The sequence below is a fragment of the Variovorax sp. PAMC28562 genome, from assembly GCF_014303735.1.
Taxonomy (GTDB): Bacteria; Pseudomonadota; Gammaproteobacteria; order Burkholderiales; family Burkholderiaceae_C; genus Variovorax.
The window spans coordinates 1,301,973-1,323,147 of sequence record NZ_CP060296.1; the positions used below are offsets into that span (position 1 = coordinate 1,301,973).

The following is a 21,175-nucleotide window of genomic DNA, read 5'->3' on the forward strand; positions in this document are numbered from 1 at the left end:
GTAGCCGTCCTACTTGAAATCTTTTTTGCACGGGAGTTCGTGTTCTTTTGCACGCGCATGCCGAGCCAATCAACGCGCTGACGCCCCGGCCAATGGGTGCAAGCCCGAGCATCGGCGCAGCACGGCAACGCAGTCTGCGTGGCCGGCTTTCAAGAAAAATATTCAGGGAAATCACAATGAAACATTCGTTTCGCCTCGCGGCGCTGGCCGCTGCATTTGTCTCGCTGAACGCTTCGGCGCAATTCAGCAACGTCGTCGTCGACAATGGCGCCGCAGCAACGACGTATTCGGCCACTAACGCAACACCCGGCGTTACTTCGGGCACGCCACGAGTGCAAACCGCGGTGTTGGGGGCGGGCGGGCTCAGCGTCGTCACAACGACAGCGGCTTTTACAAGAGCCGATCATCTGCAGGCCAATGGCGATTTAACGTCCATGTCGTTGAACTCCACCGGGGGCAGCGTCTCCTACACGAACAACACGACGAACACGATCTCGCACTTTCAGGCTCTGCCTTCAGGCACCTTTGTCGGCGTGTCCGATGGCACGACGTTCATGGCGACGACCGGGCTGTTTTCTGATGGCACGACAGGACAAAACACGTTCCTCGGTCTGACCAATGCGGCGGGAATAGCGAACGTCGGTGGCATGACGAACGCCGGTGGCTTCAACAATAGCGCCAGCGGCATCACCAACGCCGGTGCCATCTCGGGCGTCACCTCGCTCATCGCAAGCGGGCTGGTGTCTGCGGGCAGTCTGAGCGTGAGCGGCGCGACAGTGACCAACGGCATCACCAACAGCGGCAATCTCACGACCACCACTCTCGGCACCACCGGCAACGCCACGATCGGCGGAAATTTGAGCGTGGCGGGCGTCACGTCGACCAGCGGCATCAACAACAACAACAACGTCATCAGTGGCGTTGCAGCGGGTGTGGCCAGCACCGATGCAGCCAACGTGAGTCAGCTCAAGCAAATCTCCGATGCGCAGGCGACGGTCAACGTCAACCAGGCCACGACGAATGCCAGCCAGTCGACGTTCAATACGAATCAGGCCAACATCAATGCGGTCCAGGCGCAGACAAATGCGTCGCAGTCCGGCACCAATGCAAGGGTGCAGCAGCAACTCGTCGACAACCGAAAGGTCGCGAGTTCAGGGGTGGCATCTGCAGTGGCTGCAGCTTCGATTCCAGCACTCGAGCGTGACAAGAAGGTGGGCGTCGGCCTGGGTGTCGGCAACTACGACGGCAGCTCTGCATTTGCGCTCGGCGTCGCGGCGCGTGTCTCCGAATCTTTGCAACTGAAGTTCACGGTCGGTAGCGGCAATGGCGGCCGTGTGTCGGCCGGCGCGGGCGGCATGTTCTCCTGGTAAGAATCCAAAGCGGCGTGCAGTCGTTTCAAGCCCGGAAGGCAATTGCCTTGCCGGGCTTTTTTGCGTTCGCCGCGCTGCTCAGTGGTCGGCCACTACCCGCAGCACTTCCGTCCCGTACGCTTCCAGCTTCTTCGCCCCGATACCGCTGAGCCCCTGCAGGTCTTCCAGGGTCGCAGGTGCGCACTCGGCGATGGCGGCGAGCGTGGCGTCGTGAAAGATCACGTAGGCCGGCAGGTTGTGTTCGCGCGCCACTTCGGCGCGCCAGGCCTTCAACGCGGTGAAACGCGATTGCCCCGCTTCGTCGAGCTTGGCTGCGGCTGGCGAGGGCGCGCCGCGCGGCGTCTTTTCGCGGCGCGATTTGCCTGAAGCACCACTGCCGCCGCCACTGCGCCCCACCGGCGACGACACCGACTCCCGCAACATCACCGTCGCCTCGCCCTTCAACACGGCACGCGAGCCATCGGTCAGCTGCAGGGTGTTGAAAGCCTGCGAGTCGACCGCCAGTGCGCCGGTCGCGATCAGTTGCCGCAGCACGCCGCGCAACTGCACTTCACTGAAGTCACTGCCGATGCCGAAGGTGCTGACCGACGCGTGACCGAACTGCGTCACCTTGTCGGTGGCCTTGCCGCGCAGGATGTCCATGATGTGGCCGGCGCCGAAGCTGATGCCGCTCATCTGCTGTACGCGGTAGATGGTGCTGAGCAGCTTGCGCGCGGCGTCCGTGCCGTCCCACACCTGCGGCGGCGTCAAGCAGTTGTCGCAGTTGCCGCAGGGCGTGCTCTGCTCGCCGAAGTAGCCGAGCAGGCGCACACGGCGGCAGTCGCTGGCTTCGGCCAGCGAGAGCAGCGCATCCAGCTTGCCGCGCATCACCTGCTTGAACTCTTCGCCGGCCGGGCTCTCGTCGATCATGCGGCGCTGGTTCACCACGTCTTGCAGGCCGTAGGTCATCCAGGCATCGGCGGGCGCACCGTCCCGACCGGCGCGGCCGGTTTCCTGGTAGTAGCCCTCGATGTTCTTGGGCATGTCGAGGTGCGCGACGAAGCGCACGTCGGGCTTGTCGATGCCCATGCCGAAAGCGATGGTCGCGGTCATGACCACGCCTTCTTCGCGCAGGAAGCGGTCCTGATGTTTTTGTCTGATCGAAGCGTCGAGTCCTGCGTGGTACGGCAGCGCGTTGATGCCTGCCGCCTGCAGCGCGACCGCCACGTCTTCGACGCGCTTGCGTGACTGGCAATACACCACGCCGGCATCGCCTTCGTGTTCGCGCTCGATAAAGCGCAGTAGCTGTGTGGTCGCCTCTTTCTTCTCGACGATGGTGTAGCGGATGTTCGGCCGGTCGAAGCTGGAGACGAACTGGCGCGCTTCTTCGAGTTGCAGCCGCTCGACAATGTCGGCCCGGGTCAGGTCGTCGGCCGTGGCGGTGAGGGCAATGCGCGGCACGCCGGCATAGCGCTCGTGCAGCACGGTGAGTGAGCGGTACTCGGGCCGGAAATCGTGACCCCACTGGCTCACGCAATGCGCCTCGTCGATGGCGAAGAGCGACAGCTTGCCGCGCTGATGCAACGAGTCGAGCTGCTGCAAAAAGCGCGGCGTGTTGACGCGCTCGGGTGCGGCGTAGAGCAGCGTGATCTCGCCACTCAGCATGCGACGCTCGACGTCTTGCGTTTGCTCCCAGTCGAGCGTCGAATTCAGAAAGGCCGCGTTGACGCCGGCCTCGTGCAGCGCGCCGACCTGGTCGTGCATCAGCGCGATAAGCGGCGACACCACGATCGACACGCCGTGGCCCGCGCGCTGCCGTGCGATCGCCGGGATCTGGTAGCAGAGCGACTTGCCGCCGCCAGTGGGCATCAGCACCAGCGCGTCGCCGCCATGCACGACGTGGTCGACGATCTCGGCCTGCGCCCCCCGAAAGTGCTCGTAGCCAAAGATTTCGTGGAGGATCTGCGCTGGGTCGGCGGAAAGAATGTCGGAGGGCAGTGCGGACAAAACGGGCAAGCTGAAGTGACGCGCACCCTGCGGCGCGCAAGCCGCCATTGTCGCCGTTCGGCCGCGGCTCGGCGCCTCAGTGCCCGAACTGCTCCGCCCAGGCAAGCGCCTGTAGATGCGTGTCGATCATGTGGCTGGACGCGATGCGGTTGCGCACAGAAAGAATTTCCAGAAGCGCTTCGTCGGTGTGCTCGCAGGCCTTGGCGATGGCCAGGTATTGCGCGAACGGTCCGTCGCCCGACAGGATCGCATCGGTGATGGCCTTCGGCAGATTCACCAACGCCAGCGCGTCCTCGAGCGGCATACCGAGCAACACATCGAGCATCGAGAACATGCCGGTGACGAAGGCCAGGTCGGCGTCGGCCGTGGGCATCGTTTCGAGCGCCAGCAGTTCCATCAGCCTTCCGCGAACGATGGCCCGGGTGCCCGCAGCCGGCGCCACGCTGCCCGGCGGCGTGTTGGTGATGAGCAGCGCCGTCCAGCGAAACAGCTTCTTCAGGCCGACCGTCAGCACTGCGTGCCGGAACGAGGTGATCTCGATGTTGGAGCCGAAGCCGACCGAGTTGATGTGCCGCAAGAGCTTGTACGCCAGCGTCGGCTCGTGCTTGAGCAGCTCTTCGATTTCCGTGGAGTCGGCTTCGCGCATCACCATGTTCAACAGCTTGATCAGGCCGGCGTACGACAGCTGGATCGACTTGTCGGTTCTGACGGGTGGCTGCGCGTACCAGTGGCCTTCGAACATCTGCACGCCGGCGTCGGCCAGCGTTTCGTATTCAGCCGAAGTGCGTACCTGGGCGGCCATCGGCACCGCCCTGGTGCTGGAGCGGATGCCGCGTGCCAGCGCCGCGGCACGGTCCAGCTCCATGACACCCATTTCGAGAATGATGTAGGAGGCCAGGGCGACGAATCCCGCGTACTCCTTCTTCAACAGGCGCGCATCGAACGCCAGCTTGAAGCCCTTGGCCCGGGCCTCCTTGAGCACGGCTTCGTCGAGCCCGCCGCCGCCTTCAGGGCCACCGGGGTCGCTGTCGGCACCGTCGCGGATTTCGAGCACCACGGTTTTCGGGTCGAGCTTGTCGAGCTGTCCGTTCATGAGGTCGCGGCAGGTGCAGCGGATGAAGGTCGGCTTGGCGAGTCGCGTCGCACTCTCGGCCGATTTGGCAGTGCCCGCATCGTCGAAGCATGCACCCGCAGTCTGCGGCGGCGCCTTGGAAGGGACCAGCTGATAGCCACTGACCACGCGCTTCTCGTCCACGAGCATGCGCCGCGCCCGGGGCGGTGCGGGCACAGGGACGAAGTCGTCTTGCTGCATCAGCGGCATCGGCTGGCTGTTTGCAGCGGCGCGCGGTGCGCTGGCAGTGGTGGTGAACATCGCAATCTCCTCTTTCTCAGGTCCGGAGGCTCATCCGGAGGTTCGTATTTGTTATCGGCGTGCCGATGGCGAACTTGAGCAGCGTGTGGATCGTCGCGTTGGCATACGCCTTGCAAACGGAGTCCGGCATTCGCCTCGAAACGACCTGTATAGACAGCAATCTGGTGCATCGGTCACGGCTGCTGCACCAATAGCGCCAAGGCGCTGGCACTTTCCGTGCACGTTGTCTCGGGGTTACCTTGTATATACAAGCTCGACGCAGGCGGATGACACTGTTCCCATCTTGTTCGACGCTTCACCCATCCACAGGAGAGCCGCATGGCCATCACAGTTGCTACCGTTCCCAGCCTCAAGAAATTCGCCCGCTCGCTGATGGCGGCCGGTGTTTGCGTCGCAGCCGGAACGGCGTCGATCGGCGCCGGTGCGCAGACCACCATCGCGCTCGGCATGTCGGGCTGGACCGGCTTCGCGCCGCTGTCGCTGGCCGACAAGGCCGGCATCTTCAAGAAGAACGGCCTGGACGTCGAACTCAAGATGATTCCGCAAAAAGACCGCCACCTGGCGCTGGCGTCCGGCGCGATCCAGTGCGCGGCCACCACGGTCGAAACACACGTGTCGTGGAACGCGAACGGCGTGCCGATCACCCAGATCTTCCAGATGGACAAGTCCTATGGCGCCGACGGCCTGGCCGTGCGCAACGACGTCAAGACCTTCGCCGACCTGAAGGGCAAGGCCATCGGTGTCGATGCACCCGGCACCGCGCCTTACTTCGGCCTGGCCTGGATGCTCAACAAGAACGGCATGACCCTGAAAGACGTCAAGGTCGTGACGCTGGCACCGCAGGCTTCGGCGCAGGCTTTCGTCGCCGGCCAGAACGATGCCGCGATGACGTACGAGCCGTATCTGTCGACCGTGCGTGCCAACCCCGCCGCCGGCAAGATCCTGGCGACCACGCTCGACTATCCGATGGTGATGGACACGGTTGGCTGCGCGCCGACCTGGCTCAAAACCAACGCCAAGGCGGCGCAGGCGCTGACCGACTCGTACTTCGAAGCGCTTGAAATGATCAAGGCCGACCCGGCCAAAGCCAACGAGATCATGGGCTCCGCGGTCAAGCAAGACGGCGCAGCCTTCGCCAAGTCGTCGGCCTACCTGCGCTGGCAAGACAAGGCCGCCAACCAGAAGTTCTTTGCGGGTGAGCTCACGCAGTTCATGAAAGAGTCGGTGCCGATCCTGCTCGAAGCCGGCGTGATTCGCAAAGCGCCGGACGATCTGGCCGTGACCTTCGACGCAAGCTACATCAAGTGATGCGCATGGCGCCGCTGGAGCCGGTGGGGGCGCGCGGTCGATGGGTGCTCGGCATCGGCTTCTTCGTGCTTTTCGTTTGCGCGTGGAGCTTTTTCACGCTGGGCGGCTTCGTCTCGCCGACTTTCCTGGCGAGCCCGCCGACGATGGTCAAAGAGGCGTACCTGCTCTTCGTGGAGTACGGCTTCATCCGCGACATCGGCATGACGGTGTGGCGCGTGTTCGGCGGCTTCGTGCTGGCCGCGATCGTCGCGGTGCCGCTCGGCATCGCGATGGGTGCGTACAAGCCGATCGAAGCTCTTCTCGAGCCCTTCGTATCGTTCTGCCGCTACCTGCCGGCCTCCGCTTTCATTCCGTTGCTGATTCTCTGGGCCGGTATCGGCGAAGCGCAGAAGCTGCTGGTCATCTTCATCGGCTCGGTGTTCCAGATCATCCTCATGGTCGCGGTCATCGTCGGCGGTGCGCGGCGCGATCTGGTCGAGGCGGCCTACACGCTCGGCGCCGACAGCAACGGCATCGTCAAGCGGGTGCTCATTCCGGGCGCGGCGCCGGGCATCGCGGAGACGCTGCGGCTGGTGCTGGGCTGGGCCTGGACCTACGTGATCGTGGCCGAACTCATCGGCTCGTCGTCGGGCATCGGCCACATGATCACCGACAGCCAGGCGCTGCTCAACACCGGGCAAATCATCTTCGGGATCATCGTCATCGGCATCATCGGGCTGGTGTCGGACTTCGCGTTCAAGGCCCTCAACCGCCGCCTCTTCGCGTGGAGTGCCCTCTGATGAGCCAGCTTTCCATCCAGGCGGTCACTCGCGTTTTCGAAGACACCAAAGGCCAGCGCACGCAGGCGCTGCAACCGATCGATTTCGAGGTCAAGGAGAACGACTTCGTCACCATCCTCGGCCCCTCGGGCTGCGGCAAGTCGACACTGTTGCGCATCGTCGCGGGACTCGGTCGTCCGACCAGTGGCCAGGTGCTGCTCAACGGTCAGAAAGTCATCGGGCCTGGCGCCGACCGCGGCATGGTGTTCCAGAGCTACACGCTCTTTCCGTGGCTCGATGTCGAGCAGAACATCCGCTTCGGCCTGCGGGAGCGCGGCATGCCCGAGGCACAGCAGAAAGAACGCGCCGCCTACTTCATCGCCAAGGTCGGCCTGCGCGGCTTCGAGAAGCATTTCCCAAAGCAGCTTTCAGGCGGCATGCAGCAACGCACAGCCATCGCGCGTGCGCTCGCCAACGACCCCCAGATCCTGCTCATGGACGAGCCCTTCGGCGCGCTGGACAACCAGACGCGCGTGCTGATGCAGGAGCTGTTGCTCGGCATCTGGGAGGCCGAGCGCAAGACGGTGCTCTTCGTGACGCACGACATCGACGAGGCCATCTTCATGGCGAATCGCGTGGCCGTGTTCAGCGCGCGACCAGGGCGCATCAAGGCCGAGCTGGCTGTCGATTTGCCGCACCCGCGCCACTACACCGTCAAGACCACGCCCGAGTTCATGGCCTTGAAGGCGCGGCTGACCGAAGAGATCCGCGCCGAGTCCATGGCGTCCGTCGAGCACTGACGAGCACCGACACCATGAAGCGCGACCTGCCGTCCCTCGCCCTCTACGAGCAGGTCAAGGAGCACATCGTCCGCAAGATCCAGGACGGCTCGTGGCCCGCGGGGCACCGGCTGCCTTCGGAGCACGAGTTGGTCGTGCAGTTCGGCATTTCGCGCATGACCGCCAACCGCGCGTTGCGCGAGCTGGTGACTCAGGGACGCGTGGTGCGCGTGGCAGGCGTCGGCAGTTTCGTCGCCGAGAACAAGCCGCAATCGACATTGCTGCAGATCGCCAACATCGCCAGCGAAATCCGCGCGCGCGGCCACGACTATGGCTATCAGCTCATTGCCGCGGAGCGCATCGCGTCGCCCGCCGATGTGTCGGCCTGGCTCGACCTGCGCTCGGGCGAGTCGGTGTTTCACAGCGTCTGCCTGCACCTCGAAAACGGCGTGCCCGTGCAGCTCGAAGACCGCTACGTCAACCCGCGTGTGGTGCCCGACTACCTCGACCTGGACCTTTCCAACCTGCAGCCCAGCGAATACCTCGTGCGCAACGTGCCGTTCGACCAGATCGAGCATCTGGTCGACGCGGTGCTGCCCACCGCCGAGCAGGCGGTACGGCTCGCGATGCCCGCGGCCGAGCCTTGTTTGTTGCTCACGCGTCGCACCTGGACGCGTACGGTGCCGGTCACGCTGGTGCGCTGCCTGCACCCGGCGTCGCGCTATCGGTTGGGCAGTCGTTTCAGTGCCGACGGCAACCCGCGTTCCGGATGAATCACATGCCCAATTCCATGCCGATAGAACCCACTCTCCTGTTGCCAGGCCACGTCGATCTCGCACTGCTGCGCCGCATCCACGCCGGCCGCGACATCACGCTGGCGCTCGACCCATCGACCGCGCACGGCATGGCCGCCGCGCAGGCGGCGGTGCAGCGCATCGTCGATAACGACGAAGTGGTCTACGGCATCAATACCGGCTTCGGCAAGCTGGCCAGCACCCGCATCGGCAACGACCATCTGGCCGAGTTGCAGCGCAACCTGGTGCTGTCGCACAGCGTGGGCACCGGCGAGCCGCTGGCGCCCGCGGTGGTGCGGCTGGTGCTGGCGACCAAGGCGGTCAGCCTGGCGCGCGGCCACTCGGGCGTGCGGCCGGCGCTGGTCGAGGCCCTGCTCGCGCTCTTCAATGCCGGCGTCATGCCGCACATCCCGGCCAAGGGTTCCGTCGGCGCATCGGGCGACCTGGCGCCGCTCGCGCACATGGCTTGCGTGCTGATCGGCGAAGGCAAAGCGACGATGCCGGATGGCGCCATCGTCAGCGGTGCCGAAGCGATGCACGGCATCGGCCTCGATCCCTTCGTGCTCGGCCCGAAAGAAGGGTTGGCGCTGCTCAATGGCACGCAGGTCTCGACTGCGCTCGCGCTGGCCGGCCTGTTCGGCGCCGAGAGCGTTTTCGCGTCTGCGCTGATGTCGGGTGCGTTGTCGCTCGAAGCCATTCAAGGCTCGATCAAACCCTTCGATCCACGCATCCATGCAGCGCGCGGGCAGCCAGGACAAATCGCCGTGGCAGCAGCGGTGCGCACGCTGCTCGATGGCAGCGAGATCGTGCCGTCGCATGCCGATTGCGGCCGGGTGCAAGACCCGTACTCGGTGCGCTGCATTCCGCAAGTGATGGGCGCCTGCCTCGACAACCTGACGCATGCGGCGCGCGTGCTGGTCATCGAAGCCAACGCGGCATCGGACAACCCGCTGGTGTTCGTGGACACCGGAGAAGTCATCTCGGGCGGCAACTTTCACGCAGAACCGGTCGCGTTCGCTGCCGACATCATCGCGCTCGCCATTGCAGAGATCGGCGCCATTGCCGAGCGCCGCATCGCACTGCTGCTCGACACCGGCCTGTCGGGCCTGCCGCCCTTTCTGGTACGCGATGGCGGGCTCAACTCCGGCTTCATGATCGCGCAGGTCACGGCCGCGGCGCTCGCGTCGGAGAACAAATCGCTCGCGCATCCAGCCAGCGTCGACAGCTTGCCGACTTCGGCCAATCAGGAAGACCATGTGTCGATGGCGACCTTCGCGGCGCGCCGGCTGGGCGACATGGTGACCCACACGGCGGTCGTCGTCGGCATCGAGGCGATGTGTGCTGCGCAGGGCATCGAGTTGAAGCGAACCGACAGCGGGCTCAGGAGTTCGCCGCTGGTCGAAGCCGAGTTCGCAAAGATTCGTACCCAGGTCGCTTTTCTCGAACGCGATCGTTACCTCGCGGCCGACATCGAAGCCATGCGCCTGTGGGCGTTCGCGGCCGACTTGCCGCCCGCCTTGACCGACATCCTCCCCAGTCACCGAAAGGAGCCGACACCATGAACGCGCCCGACAAATTCATCGCCACTGGATCAGCTTCGCCCGACGCCAAAGCCGATCCGCGTCACGACCCGACCCGCGTGATCCGGGCCCCGCGCGGCAGCACGCTCACCTGCAAGAGCTGGCTGACCGAAGCACCGTTTCGCATGCTGCAGAACAACCTGGACCCCGAGGTCGCCGAGCGACCGCAAGACCTCGTGGTGTATGGCGGCATCGGTCGCGCTGCCCGCAACTGGGCCTGCTACGACCAGATCCTCGAGTCGCTCAAGGTACTGGAAGACGACGAGTCGCTCTTGATCCAGTCGGGCAAGCCGGTTGGCGTCTTCAAGACGCACGAGAACGCGCCGCGCGTACTGATCGCCAACTCGAACCTCGTGCCCAAGTGGGCGACGTGGGAAAAATTCAACGAGCTCGACCGTGCCGGCCTCTTCATGTATGGCCAGATGACGGCGGGCAGCTGGATCTACATCGGCGCGCAGGGCATCGTGCAAGGTACCTTCGAGACCTTCGTCGAAGCCGGCCGCCAACACTATGACAACGACCTCGCCGGCAGGTGGATCCTTACCGCCGGCCTCGGTGGCATGGGCGGCGCGCAGACACTCGCGGGCGTGCTGGCCGGTGCGTGCGTGCTGGCCATCGAATGCCAGCAGTCGAGCATCGACTTCCGCTTGCGCACGCGCTATGTCGACAAGCAGGCCAGGGACATCGACGACGCACTGGCACTCATCGCGCACCACACGTCGAAGAAGGAAGCGATCTCGATCGCGCTGCTCGGCAACGCCGCCGAGATCGTGCCGGAATTGGTCAGGCGCGCGAAGGCCGGCACCGCCATCAAGCCCGACCTGGTGACCGACCAAACATCGGCGCACGACCTGATTCACGGATATCTTCCTGCAGGCTGGAGCGTGCCGCAGTGGCAGGCCGCCATGAAGGACGAAGCGCAACACGCAGCGCTCACAGCCGCCGCCGCTGCATCGTGCACGGTGCACGTGCAGGCCATGCTCGACTTCCAGTCGATGGGCGTGCCGACGGTCGACTACGGCAACAACATCCGCCAGGTCGCTTTCGATCAGGGCCTGAAGAACGCGTTCGACTTTCCGGGCTTCGTGCCCGCGTACATCCGGCCGCTGTTTTGCGAAGGCAAAGGCCCGTTTCGCTGGGTCGCCTTGTCGGGTGACCCGGAAGACATCTACAAGACCGACGCCAAGATCAAGGAACTGTTCCCCGACAACAAGCACACGCACCGCTGGCTCGACATGGCGCGCGAGCGCATCGCGTTCCAGGGCCTGCCGGCGCGCATCTGCTGGCTGGGCCTCGGCGAGCGCCACATCGCGGGACTCGCGTTCAATGAGATGGTGAAGTCGGGCGAGCTGAAGGCGCCCATCGTTATCGGCCGCGACCATCTCGACACCGGCTCGGTCGCCAGCCCGAACCGCGAAACCGAAAGCATGAAAGACGGCACCGATGCCGTGAGCGACTGGCCGCTGCTCAACGCCCTGCTCAACACCGCGGGTGGCGCAACCTGGGTCAGCATCCACCACGGCGGCGGGGTCGGCATGGGCTACTCGCAGCACGCCGGCATGGTCATCGTGTGCGACGGCACCGACGCAGCCGCAAAACGCATTGGCAACGTGCTGTGGAACGACCCGGCCAGCGGCGTGATGCGTCATGCGGATGCGGGCTACGACATCGCTATCGCCACGGCGAAAAAGCATGCGTTGAAGCTGCCGATGATCGAGTAGTTTCCTTTTCTTTTCGTTGTCCTCCATTGAAAGCATCCATGCCCATTCGCCGTCAGTTTCTCGCTGTCGCAACGACAGCCCTCGCCACGCTCGGCTTTGCATCCGCGCTGCATGCGCAAACCGGCGACACCATCACCGTCGGCACGGACGCCACCTTTCCGCCGATGGAGTTCGTCGACAACGGCAAGCGCACCGGCTTCGACATCGAACTGGTCGAGGCCATCGGCAAGACGCTGGGCAAGAAGATCGAATGGACCGACATCGACTTCAAGGGACTCATTCCCGGCCTGATCTCCAAGCGCTTCGACATGGCGGTGTCCGCCATCTACATCACGGACGAGCGCAAGAAGGTCGTCGACTTCACCACCCCCTACTACGCGGGCGGCCTCGTCGCGATGGTCAAGGCCGACAACACCAGCATCAAGACGCCGGCCGACTTGAACGGCAAGAAGGTCAGCGTGCAAGTGGGCACGAAGTCGGTCACTTACGTGAAAGAAAAGTACCCGCAAGTGCAGCTGATGGAGGTCGAGAAAAACCAGGAAATGTTCAACCTGGTCGACATCGGCCGCAGCGACGCTGCCGTCACGGGCAAGCCCGCCGCCTATCAATACGTGCGCATGCGATCGGGCCTGAAGGTGCTCGACGAGCAACTCACGACAGAGGAGTACGGCATGGCGATCCGCAAGGACACGCCTGAACTGACGAAGGCGGTGAACGGCGCGATCGAGAAGATGAAGGCCGATGGCACGTACGCGGCCATCGTGAAGAAGTGGTTCAGCAACACGGCGAAGTGATGTCGGCTGACCGGCCCCATGGATCTTGATTTCTCCCCAGTCTGGCAAGGCTGGTCTGCCCTTTTGCAGGGCGCGCTCGTCACGGTCGAGCTCACGGCGTGCGCGCTGCTGCTCGGCTGCGTGCTCGGCCTCCTGGTTGGCATCGGCCGGCTGAATCCGAAGCGCCGCTGGCTCTATTCGGTTTGCACGGCTTACGTCGCGGTCATTCGCGGCACGCCGTTACTGGTGCAGCTCTTCATCCTCTTCTTTGGGCTGCCGCACTTCGGCATCCTGCTGCCGGCCTTCTTGTGCGGCGTGCTCGGCATGGGCGTGTACTCGGGCGCGTACGTGTCGGAGATCGTACGGGGCGCCATCCAGTCGATCGACCGTGGCCAGACCCTGGCGGCCGAGTCGCTGGGCATGACGCCGGCTGTCGCGATGCGACAGGTGATCCTGCCGCAAGCTACCGTGCGCATGATCCCGCCACTGGGCAACGAGTTCATCGCGCTGATCAAGAACTCGGCGCTCGTGTCCTTGCTCACCATTCACGACGTGATGCATGAAGGGCAGAAAATCATCAGCGTGTCGTACCGCTCGCTGGAGGTGTACCTTGCGATAGCGCTCGTGTACTTCGTGCTGACCGGTGCTGTCACGCTGGTGCTGCGCCATTTCGAACAACGACTTCGCCAAGGTGGACTGCTGAGATGACCCTGCAACGTTTCGCTCGCAACGCACTGCGCTCGACCCCGTGGAAAAACGGCGGTGGCACCACGCAAGAGATTGCGACCTGGCCACCGGAGGCAGGGCTCAGCGCGTTCGATTGGCGCGTGAGCATCGGCACCGTTGCGGCGAGCGGACCGTTCTCGGTATTCCCCGGCATGGACCGCACCATCGTGCTGCTCGACGGCGAAGGCATGCGCCTGCGTTCCGCCGATGGCCGCGTCGTGCACCGGCTCGACGAGCCGCACGAGCCCTTCGCGTTCAGCGGCGATGTCGAAGTCGACTGCACGTTGATCGGCGGTGCGTCGAGCGACTTCAACGTGATGACGCGCCGTGCGGCGTGGGTCGTCGATGTGCGCGTATTCGAAGAAGGCCTGACTCTCGGCGCCGCCGAGTACGGCGTGCTGATGAGCCTCGACGGGCATTGGCAGGCCGGCGAGCAGAAGTTGAATCAGGGCGAAGGCATCTGGTGGGCAGATGTCCGCACTGAATGGCGCTTGGCGCCGTTGAGCCGCAGCGCGAAGCTGGTGGCTGTGCGATGGAAGCCGAGCGCGCTATGACGCCGTCTTAGCGGCCGTTCGCTCGTATCGCGGTCTTCTTTGCTGCAATGCCTATCCGCGAAGGCACAGCCATCCCACCAGCAATGTGGCGCTGATCCATGCGGCTCGGCGAAGAAAGTGTTGCATATGGTCGCGCCATGACAACGGCATCGGGTTGAGCGCGTGCCGGAGTACGTCGCGGTCCTCGCGACGCTGCATTCTTTGGCGCTGCCGGATCGTTTGCCGACTCAAATTGCAAGCTGTCATGACGTGTCGAAAATTTCCCACTGAATGGCTGGCGTTGCATCAGAGGAGATTCCTCGGCGCATCGACGCTCGATTCTGTGGATTTGGGGGCGACGCTGGAATGCCGAAAGGCGTCATCACGATCACCTTTGGCGATCGTGCCGCTCAGGGAATTCGAAAAAGCGTCAGTCCATCGGGCCAACCAGCCGCGCGTATGAAACGAACATGCTGGTCAACGTGCTGGCAAGCGGCGTGAGCGGAACGCTGTGTCGATGCACCAGGCAGATTTCATACCTGGGAAGTTGCTCCGCGAGAGGAATGGCGACCAATTTGCCGTCCATGATGCCGGCGGTCAAGATCATGCGAGGCAGCGGCGCGAGGAGGTCGGTCTTGGAAAGAATCATCAAACTGTCGAACATCGAATTGCTCGTGACAGCGATCCTCGGACTGCCCAAGCCGCACGCGGCAAACAACTCGACGACACTGCCTTTTGGAGCGCCAAAGGATTCGGGCGAACCGAGGACGAGCCATTCGCTTTCGGCGAGTTCGCGGATGGACTTGGCCCGTGCCATTGGATGGTCTTTTCTAGCCACCACCACGGGCTCGCTTTTGAACAGCCTGGTAACCACCAGATCTTCGGTTTCGATGTCTGCGGGCAAGGGCACGATCGCAAAGTCGAGGCGGCCTTCACGCACAGCCGGAAGAAGCGAGTGCGACAGGCCGCTGGTCAGTTGGACCATCACATCCGGATTGCGTTTGCGAAAGTCGGCGAGCACCGTCGGTGCGAGCAGCAGTGATGGCGCCGTCGAAACGCCGAATGCAACGCTTCCCATACCAAGGCCGCGCAATTGTTGGATCGCCGTCTCCGCCTGGTCGCATTCACGCAAGATCGCTTGCGCGCGCACGAACAGCGCGTCGGCGTAGCGGGTCAGCGTGATGCCACGCGTGGTGCGATGCAACAGGCTGACCTGCAACGAACTTTCGAGGTTTTGCAGGCTCTTGGTGAGGCCTGACTGGGAAGTCTGCAGTGAGCGCGCCGCGGCGCGAACGCTTCCCTGCTGGACCACGGCTACAAAATCTCGCAGTTGCTGAAGTGTCATGGCGTGATCGCTGAAGGTGATCTTGATGCTGTATTGCGACCTTACGTTGTTCAGCACCGCTCTACAGAATGGCTCGGGCGATAGACCCGCTGGAGCCTTCATCGAATGTCGCGCAAAAAAGAATGCCCGATGAAAACTGCGCCAGCCGACCGCCCGAACATCATTTTCATTGTCGCCGATGACCTCGGATATGCCGACCTGGGTTGCTACGGCGGCCGGGCGCCGGTCTCGCCGGTGCTCGACGCTCTTGCCGAGCGGGGCATTCGCTTCGACCAGGGATACGCCAACTCACCCGTGTGCTCGCCGACGCGCTTCGCGTTGATGACAGCCCGGTATCAGTACCACCTCCGGGGCGCTGCAGAGGAGCCCATCAACAGCAAAAGCCGCGGCAGCGCGGAGCTCGGCTTGCCGGCCGACTGCCCGACGCTCCCGTCACGATTGCGGGCTGCCGGCTATCGAACTGCATTGGTAGGCAAGTGGCACCTGGGCTATCCGCCAACCTTCGGCCCTCTCAAGTCTGGGTATGACGAGTTCTTCGGGCCGATGTCCGGTGGTGTCGATTACTTCACCCACTGCGACACCGGCGGCACCCACGACCTTTGGCAGAGCAGCGAACCAGTTACAGAAGACGGCTACCTCACCGACCTTTTCTCCAGGAAGGCCGTGGACTTTATCGAGCGTGCTGCGCCTGCGGCCGATGCGACGCCCTTCTTCCTCAGTCTCCACTACACGGCGCCACACTGGCCTTGGGAGACGCGAGACGACCAAGACATGGCAATGAGCCAGGAACTGCGCGCCAACCTCTTTCATCACGGCGGAGGCAACATCCATGCGTATCGCAAGATGATTCATCACATGGACGAGGGCATCGGCTGGATCGTCGATGCTTTAAAAAAGAAGGGGCTGCTGGACAACACGCTGATCGTCTTCACGAGCGACAACGGGGGTGAGAGATTTTCAGACAATTGGCCTCTTGTTGGCGGCAAGCTCGACCTGACGGAAGGTGGCATCCGCGTGCCATGGATCGCGCATTGGCCAGCCGTCATCGCACCTGGCCGACAAAGCGCTCAGCAATGCATGACGATGGACTGGTCCGCCACGATGCTGGACGCGGCAGGAATCTTGCCCGGTGGCGCGAGTAGTGCGAATAGTGCGAGTAGTGCAATCGACGAGGCAGAGACGCCGATCGATCCAGCCTGCCCGTTGGACGGCGTATCGCTGCTGGCGGTGCTGCGTGGCACGGAGCCCCCGTTTCGCAGGCGGATGCATTGGCGCATGAAGCATCGCGGTCAAAGGGCGCTGCGCGACGGGGATTGGAAATACTTGCGTGTCGACGGGCATGACTATCTCTTCAATCTGGCCGAGGACGAACGCGAGCGCGCCAATCGCGCGACCCATCAACCGCTGTTGCTCGACGCGATGCGCGCGGACTGGGAAGCTTGGAACGCGACCATGCCCGAGATCCCTGCCGATGCCAGTGTGTTGCCCGGTTATTCGGCCAAAGACATGCCGCAGCGCTGAATCGATTTGTCTATCAATGGAAAACGAAAGACCCATGAAATCCAACTTGCTGCACCTGCTCGTCATCGCGAGCTTCACGGTGCTTCCGTTCGGGTCCATTGCGCAAGAGGCGTATCCCGCCAAGCCCATCCGCATCGTTGTTCCCTACCCAGCCGGAGGTGTGCCGGACGTTCTCACCAGAGTCGTGGCAGAGAAAGTGGCTGCGTCCTGGGGTCAGCCATTTGTGATCGAGGCCAAGCCGGGCGCCAGCGGCAACATTGCGGCACTGGCGGTAAAAGGCGCCCCGCCCGATGGCTATACGTTGATGGTTGCAGCCCCTTTTCTGACGATCAATCCGCTGCTCGACACCAACACCAAGTTCGCGACGAAGGACTTCGTGCCTGCTGTCCTGCTGGCCAATTCACCGAACGTTCTGGTGGTGCCGGCAACGCTTCCTGTCAACACGCTGAAGGAGTTCGTTGCTTACGCCAAGTCTCGTCCGGGAAAGCTCAACACCGCCAACCACGGGACCGGAACGTCCAATCACATGGGCACCGAAGTGTTCATGTCGGTTGCGGATCTCGACATGGTCATGATTGGCTACAAAGGGCAGGTCCAGTCGGTGCCTGACCTGCTCAGCGGTCAGATCGATTTCATGTTTTTGGCCTCGGCGCAGGCTGCGCCTTTTCTCAAGTCCGGCAAGCTGAAGGCGCTTGCTGTCAGTGCAGACAAACGGCTCGAGTCGCTGCCCGACGTCCTGACTGTCGGCGAGGCAGGCTATCCCGCCGCCGTTGTGCTCCCGTGGTATGGACTGGTAGCACCCGCAGGCACGCCGACGGCGATCGTCGCGCGCATCAATGCCGCGTTCACCGAAGCGCTGAAAGACCCAGAGGTCGCCAAGCGCCTCCACAGCCTGTACGCCGAACCCATGGGTGGCTCACCCGCAGACTTCCAGCGTCTGCTGGCCTCTGAAAACACGCGCTGGGCCGATGTCATCAAGAAGCGGAACATCCAGCCCGAGAAGTGAAGTCTTACACTGGCTCTTCGCCGGAAAAACATGCCGGCAAGTCTCTGGTGACCCATGACGATTTCGTTTGACTCGCATCCTTCCGCAGACGGCCTCTGGACTGATCTTCGGTTGCCATTCCAGCCTGGAACCAACGTAGCGATCGTCGTCGAGCACGGCATCGTTCGCTGGATCGGTTCGCCCGATGCAGTGCCGAAAGAGTTCTCGGGGTTGCCGACGCATGAGGGTGGAAATGCGCTCGTCACACCCGGCCTCGTCGATTGCCACACGCACCTGGTCTACGGTGGCCAGCGCGCCAACGAGTTCGCGATGCGGCTGGCCGGTGCGAGTTACGAAGAGGTCGCCAAGGCAGGCGGCGGCATCGTCGCGAGCGTGCGCGCCACACGCGAGGCGAGCGAAGACGAACTGTTCTCGAGCGCATCGCATCGATTGCAAAGCCTGTTGTCCGAAGGCGTCTGCGCGATCGAGATCAAGTCGGGCTACGGCCTTGCGCTGGAACATGAGCGCAAGCAGTTGCGTGTGGCACGGCGACTGGCCCGAGCACATGGCGTGACGGTACGCACCACCTTCCTCGGCGCGCATGCGTTGCCGCCCGAGTACGCCGGCCGACCGCACGGCAGTCGCGACTACATCGATCTCGTGTGCAACGAGATGCTGCCCGCGCTGGCAGCCGAAGGACTCGTCGATGCGGTCGATGTGTTCTGCGAGCGCATTGCGTTTTCTCTGGCCGAAACCGAGCAGGTCTTCAAGGCGGCGCGAGCGCTCGGCTTGCCGATCAAACTGCACGCCGAACAACTCTCCGACATGGGTGGCGCCGCGCTCGCCGCACGCCACGGCGCGTTGTCGTGCGACCACATCGAGCACCTGTCGCAAGCCGGCATCGACGCCATGCGCGAAGCCGGCACCGTCGCCGTGCTGTTGCCCGGTGCGTTCTATACATTGCGCGACACGCAGCTGCCGCCGATCGCCGCGTTGCGTGCGGCCGGCGTGCCGATGGCGGTGTCGACCGATCACAACCCCGGCACCTCGCCCGTGCTGAGTTTGCTGCTGATGGTGAACATGGCATGCACCTTGTTTCGGCTGACCGTTCCCGAAGCCATCGATGGTGTGACGGTGCATGCGGCACGTGCGTTGGGACTGCAGGAAACGCACGGCACGTTGGCAGTCGGACGGCCTGCGAACTTCGTTTTGTGGGACTTGCAGGATGTTGCCGAGCTGGCGTATTGGTTCGGTCAGCGGCCGATGAAGGCCGTGGTGCGGCAGGGGCGGATCGCTGAGGGGTCCCGCCTCGCTCAACGCGCAGCACAGTGACAAATTCCGTCTTCGCCAAAGACGCCCTGCTCCCAACGGGCTGGTCCACCAACGTGCGCCTGTCATGGAACGACAAAGGCCGATTGGCCGAAATCGAAACCGACGCAGCTCCCCCGACCAACACCGCCATCGCCATCGCCAAAGGCCCGCTCATTCCGGGTATGCCCAATCTTCACTCGCATGCCTTCCAGCGCGCCATCGCCGGCCTCACTGAGTTCCGCGGCCAAAGCGTCGACGGACAGCAAGACAGCTTCTGGAGCTGGCGCAGCTTGATGTACCGTTTCGCGCTGCGGCTCGACCCGGCGCAAATGGAAGCCATCGCGCTCGGCCTCTACGTCGAAATGATCGAGGCCGGCTACACGTCGGTCTGCGAGTTTCACTATGTGCACCACGACGCCGATGGCCGTCCGTATGCCGACGACGCCACGCTCGCGCTGGCCCTTATGCGTGCTGCGCAACGCGCCGGCATCGGCCTGACTTTGCTGCCCGTGCTGTACCAAACCAGCGGTTTCGGCGGCACCGCACCGGGTGAAGGTCAGCGGCGATTCATCCGCTCGACCGACTCGATGCTGCGACTGCTCGAACGCCTCAAGCCACTGTGCGATGCCCAAGGCGCACGGCTCGGCCTCGCGCCGCATTCGCTGCGCGCGGTGCCGCCCGAAGGCTTGCGCCAAGCGCTTGTCGGACTCGACGCGATCGATGCCACCGCGCCCATTCACATCCACATCGCCGAGCAGACCAAAGAGGTCGGCGATTGCATTGCCTGGAGCGGGCAACGGCCAGTCGCCTGGCTGCTCGATCACGCTGACGTGAATGCGCGCTGGTGCCTTGTGCATGCAACGCACATGGATGCGGACGAGTACGCGCGTGCGGCGCGCAGCGGCGCCGTCGCGGGCTTGTGCCCGACGACCGAAGCCAACCTCGGCGACGGCATCTTCGATTTGTCGGCATGGCGCGCTGCCGGTGGTTCGAGGGGTGCGGGCGGCGTCTGGGGCATCGGCTCCGACAGCCACATCTGCGTGAACGCCGCGGAGGAATTGCTGATGCTCGAATACAGCCAGCGCCTCGCGACGCGCCAGCGCAACGTCGCTGCCGACAGCGGACAACCGCATGTCGCCACGGCGATGACGCTCGCCGCAGTGCAGGGCGGCGCGCAGGCGGCTGGCCGCCTGGACCCCGGATGCGTCGCCGGCCTCGCGATCGGTCAGCGCGCCGACTTCGTCGTGCTCGATGCAGCGCATCCATCGCTCGCCGGATTGGGAGCTGCCGACATGCTCTCGTCCCATGTCTTCGCAAGCCATCGCACCAGCGCCATCGATTCGGTGTGGGTCGGTGGCGCGCAACGCACGAAGGGCGGTCGCCATCTTCTTCACGACTCTGCCACTGCGGGGTTCGTCGCTGCGCGCACGCAACTGCTTTCGACCACATGACCTTCGTCACCGACCAACCTCCGTTTCGCTTTCGCCAGGGCACGCGCCCGCTGCTGATCTCCATGCCGCATGTCGGCACTCACGTTCCCCCGGCATTGGCAGTTCGCATGACAGAAGAAGCGCGCCATGTGCCCGATACCGACTGGCACCTCGAACGGCTCTACGACTTCGCCGATGAACTCGGCGCGTCGGTGCTCGTCGCCACCCATTCACGCTACGTCATCGACCTCAATCGCGCGCCCGATGGCGCCAGCCTCTATCCCGGCCAGAGCGTGACCGGCCTGTGCCCTATCGACACCTTCGACGACACGCCGATCTACACCGCAGGTGATGTGCCCGACGCCGCCGAAATCGCCGCGCGTCGCGATGCGGTCTGGCATCCATACCACCGGCAGTTGCAAGCTGAACTCGCCCGACTGAGGGCGGCGCACGCCACCGTCGTCTTGTGGGACGCGCATTCGATCCGCTCGCGACTGCCGCGCTTCTTCGAGGGCAAGCTGCCCGACCTGAATCTGGGCACCGCCAACGGCGCGAGCTGCAGCGAAGCGCTGGCATCGACACTGCTGGCCATTGCGCAGTCAGCGCCGTCCTACGCGGGCGTGTTGAACGGTCGCTTCAAGGGCGGCTACATCACGCGCAAATACGGCGATCCGGCCGGGGGCGTGCATGCGGTGCAGCTCGAGATGACCCAGTCCAGCTACATGCAGGAAACGCTGCCGTTCAACTACTTGCCCGACGAAGCGGCCGGCGTCCTGCCTCAAGTCCGGCAGATGCTCAACGCGGTGCTGGAGTTCGCCCTGAAACGCTAGGGACATCGAGGGGGCAGCAAAAGCAGGGAGGTGGCGCGAGATACCGTCCCATT

At 63.9% G+C, this 21,175-nt stretch carries 18 protein-coding genes; 15 read left to right on the forward strand and 3 right to left on the reverse strand.

The window, feature by feature from the left end; translation table 11 throughout:
- Window positions 1-176: 176 nt before the first annotated feature.
- Window positions 177-1,370, forward strand: a complete 1,194-nt coding sequence (locus H7F36_RS06175; protein WP_187053853.1) for a YadA C-terminal domain-containing protein — start codon at window positions 177-179, stop codon at window positions 1,368-1,370.
- Between the two features lie 78 nt (window positions 1,371-1,448).
- Here H7F36_RS06175 and recQ read toward each other — a convergent pair whose 3' ends face one another.
- Both recQ and H7F36_RS06185 read right to left on the reverse strand, forming a co-directional pair.
- Window positions 1,449-3,404, reverse strand: coding sequence for a DNA helicase RecQ (recQ, locus tag H7F36_RS06180; protein WP_410003069.1), 1,956 nt, complete (start codon window positions 3,402-3,404; stop codon window positions 1,449-1,451).
- Between the two features lie 28 nt (window positions 3,405-3,432).
- Window positions 3,433-4,728 (reverse strand): EAL and HDOD domain-containing protein, encoded by a 1,296-nt coding sequence (locus tag H7F36_RS06185; protein WP_187053855.1) that lies wholly within the window; start codon window positions 4,726-4,728, stop codon window positions 3,433-3,435.
- 318 nt (window positions 4,729-5,046) lie between these two features.
- On the opposite strand from H7F36_RS06185, the gene H7F36_RS06190 reads away from it, so the two are divergent.
- The 9 genes from H7F36_RS06190 to H7F36_RS06230 are packed head-to-tail and all read left to right on the forward strand — an operon-like array spanning window position 5,047 to window position 13,721.
- The gene (locus H7F36_RS06190; protein WP_187053856.1) at window positions 5,047-6,036 is read left to right on the forward strand and encodes an ABC transporter substrate-binding protein; all 990 of its coding nucleotides are present in this window, start codon (window positions 5,047-5,049) and stop codon (window positions 6,034-6,036) included.
- Window positions 6,037-6,041: 5 nt separating this feature from the next.
- A complete protein-coding gene (locus H7F36_RS06195; RefSeq protein WP_187054825.1) occupies window positions 6,042-6,815 on the forward strand; it encodes an ABC transporter permease in 774 nt (257 codons plus the stop codon).
- The gene (locus H7F36_RS06200) at window positions 6,815-7,594 is read left to right on the forward strand and encodes an ABC transporter ATP-binding protein (protein ID WP_187053857.1); all 780 of its coding nucleotides are present in this window, start codon (window positions 6,815-6,817) and stop codon (window positions 7,592-7,594) included. The genes H7F36_RS06195 and H7F36_RS06200 overlap by 1 nt, the downstream gene beginning before the upstream one ends.
- A 14-nt stretch (window positions 7,595-7,608) precedes the next feature.
- The gene (gene hutC, locus H7F36_RS06205) at window positions 7,609-8,346 is read left to right on the forward strand and encodes a histidine utilization repressor (protein WP_187053858.1); all 738 of its coding nucleotides are present in this window, start codon (window positions 7,609-7,611) and stop codon (window positions 8,344-8,346) included.
- A 5-nt stretch (window positions 8,347-8,351) separates the two neighbouring features.
- Window positions 8,352-9,929 carry a histidine ammonia-lyase gene (gene hutH, locus H7F36_RS06210; protein WP_187053859.1) on the forward strand — a complete coding sequence of 526 codons (1,578 nt, stop codon included), beginning with the start codon at window positions 8,352-8,354 and terminating at the stop codon, window positions 9,927-9,929.
- Window positions 9,926-11,668, forward strand: a complete 1,743-nt coding sequence (gene hutU, locus H7F36_RS06215; RefSeq protein ID WP_187053860.1) for a urocanate hydratase — start codon at window positions 9,926-9,928, stop codon at window positions 11,666-11,668. Before hutH ends, hutU begins: the two co-directional genes overlap by 4 nt.
- 38 nt (window positions 11,669-11,706) lie before the next feature.
- The gene (locus H7F36_RS06220; RefSeq protein ID WP_187053861.1) at window positions 11,707-12,462 is read left to right on the forward strand and encodes a transporter substrate-binding domain-containing protein; all 756 of its coding nucleotides are present in this window, start codon (window positions 11,707-11,709) and stop codon (window positions 12,460-12,462) included.
- Between the two features lie 18 nt (window positions 12,463-12,480).
- Window positions 12,481-13,149: an amino acid ABC transporter permease gene (locus tag H7F36_RS06225; RefSeq protein WP_187053862.1), complete on the forward strand. Its 669-nt coding sequence runs from the start codon at window positions 12,481-12,483 to the stop codon at window positions 13,147-13,149.
- Window positions 13,146-13,721: a HutD family protein gene (locus tag H7F36_RS06230; RefSeq protein WP_187053863.1), complete on the forward strand. Its 576-nt coding sequence runs from the start codon at window positions 13,146-13,148 to the stop codon at window positions 13,719-13,721. Before H7F36_RS06225 ends, H7F36_RS06230 begins: the two co-directional genes overlap by 4 nt.
- A gap of 409 nt (window positions 13,722-14,130) precedes the next feature.
- Here H7F36_RS06230 and H7F36_RS06235 read toward each other — a convergent pair whose 3' ends face one another.
- Window positions 14,131-15,045 (reverse strand): LysR substrate-binding domain-containing protein, encoded by a 915-nt coding sequence (locus tag H7F36_RS06235; RefSeq protein ID WP_187053864.1) that lies wholly within the window; start codon window positions 15,043-15,045, stop codon window positions 14,131-14,133.
- 129 nt (window positions 15,046-15,174) lie between these two features.
- Here H7F36_RS06235 and H7F36_RS06240 point away from each other — a divergent pair, with 129 nt between their 5' ends.
- Genes H7F36_RS06240 through hutG form a run of 5 tightly spaced genes read left to right on the forward strand, consistent with a single transcriptional unit; the run spans window position 15,175 to window position 21,122 of the window.
- Window positions 15,175-16,566: a sulfatase gene (locus H7F36_RS06240; protein ID WP_187053865.1), complete on the forward strand. Its 1,392-nt coding sequence runs from the start codon at window positions 15,175-15,177 to the stop codon at window positions 16,564-16,566.
- A gap of 34 nt (window positions 16,567-16,600) precedes the next feature.
- Complete coding sequence (locus tag H7F36_RS06245; RefSeq protein WP_187053866.1) at window positions 16,601-17,572, forward strand: Bug family tripartite tricarboxylate transporter substrate binding protein; 972 nt, start codon at window positions 16,601-16,603, stop codon at window positions 17,570-17,572.
- Between the two features lie 54 nt (window positions 17,573-17,626).
- Window positions 17,627-18,883 carry an imidazolonepropionase gene (gene hutI, locus H7F36_RS06250; protein ID WP_187053867.1) on the forward strand — a complete coding sequence of 419 codons (1,257 nt, stop codon included), beginning with the start codon at window positions 17,627-17,629 and terminating at the stop codon, window positions 18,881-18,883.
- On the forward strand, window positions 18,880-20,313 hold the full coding sequence (locus H7F36_RS06255) for a formimidoylglutamate deiminase (protein ID WP_187053868.1): 1,434 nt from the start codon (window positions 18,880-18,882) through the stop codon (window positions 20,311-20,313). Before hutI ends, H7F36_RS06255 begins: the two co-directional genes overlap by 4 nt.
- Window positions 20,310-21,122 (forward strand): N-formylglutamate deformylase, encoded by an 813-nt coding sequence (gene hutG, locus H7F36_RS06260; RefSeq protein WP_187053869.1) that lies wholly within the window; start codon window positions 20,310-20,312, stop codon window positions 21,120-21,122. Before H7F36_RS06255 ends, hutG begins: the two co-directional genes overlap by 4 nt.
- Window positions 21,123-21,175 lie beyond the last annotated feature (53 nt).

What these genes read in the sequence shown, in the direction of transcription:
- H7F36_RS06175 (WP_187053853.1), top strand. Translation starts at nt 177, where the DNA reads ATGAAACATTCGTTTCGCCTCGCGGCGCTGGCCGCTGCATTTGTCTCG.
- hutC (WP_187053858.1), top strand. Translation starts at nt 7,609, where the DNA reads ATGAAGCGCGACCTGCCGTCCCTCGCCCTCTACGAGCAGGTCAAGGAG.
- H7F36_RS06230 (WP_187053863.1), top strand. Translation starts at nt 13,146, where the DNA reads ATGACCCTGCAACGTTTCGCTCGCAACGCACTGCGCTCGACCCCGTGG.
- hutH (WP_187053859.1), top strand. Translation starts at nt 8,352, where the DNA reads ATGCCCAATTCCATGCCGATAGAACCCACTCTCCTGTTGCCAGGCCAC.
- H7F36_RS06245 (WP_187053866.1), top strand. Translation starts at nt 16,601, where the DNA reads ATGAAATCCAACTTGCTGCACCTGCTCGTCATCGCGAGCTTCACGGTG.
- H7F36_RS06190 (WP_187053856.1), top strand. Translation starts at nt 5,047, where the DNA reads ATGGCCATCACAGTTGCTACCGTTCCCAGCCTCAAGAAATTCGCCCGC.
- hutG (WP_187053869.1), top strand. Translation starts at nt 20,310, where the DNA reads ATGACCTTCGTCACCGACCAACCTCCGTTTCGCTTTCGCCAGGGCACG.
- H7F36_RS06235 (WP_187053864.1), bottom strand. Translation starts at nt 15,045, where the DNA reads ATGACACTTCAGCAACTGCGAGATTTTGTAGCCGTGGTCCAGCAGGGA.
- H7F36_RS06185 (WP_187053855.1), bottom strand. Translation starts at nt 4,728, where the DNA reads ATGTTCACCACCACTGCCAGCGCACCGCGCGCCGCTGCAAACAGCCAG.
- H7F36_RS06200 (WP_187053857.1), top strand. Translation starts at nt 6,815, where the DNA reads ATGAGCCAGCTTTCCATCCAGGCGGTCACTCGCGTTTTCGAAGACACC.
- H7F36_RS06240 (WP_187053865.1), top strand. Translation starts at nt 15,175, where the DNA reads ATGAAAACTGCGCCAGCCGACCGCCCGAACATCATTTTCATTGTCGCC.
- recQ (WP_410003069.1), bottom strand. Translation starts at nt 3,404, where the DNA reads ATGGCGGCTTGCGCGCCGCAGGGTGCGCGTCACTTCAGCTTGCCCGTT.
- H7F36_RS06220 (WP_187053861.1), top strand. Translation starts at nt 11,707, where the DNA reads ATGCCCATTCGCCGTCAGTTTCTCGCTGTCGCAACGACAGCCCTCGCC.
- H7F36_RS06225 (WP_187053862.1), top strand. Translation starts at nt 12,481, where the DNA reads ATGGATCTTGATTTCTCCCCAGTCTGGCAAGGCTGGTCTGCCCTTTTG.
- H7F36_RS06195 (WP_187054825.1), top strand. Translation starts at nt 6,042, where the DNA reads ATGGCGCCGCTGGAGCCGGTGGGGGCGCGCGGTCGATGGGTGCTCGGC.
- hutI (WP_187053867.1), top strand. Translation starts at nt 17,627, where the DNA reads ATGACGATTTCGTTTGACTCGCATCCTTCCGCAGACGGCCTCTGGACT.
- hutU (WP_187053860.1), top strand. Translation starts at nt 9,926, where the DNA reads ATGAACGCGCCCGACAAATTCATCGCCACTGGATCAGCTTCGCCCGAC.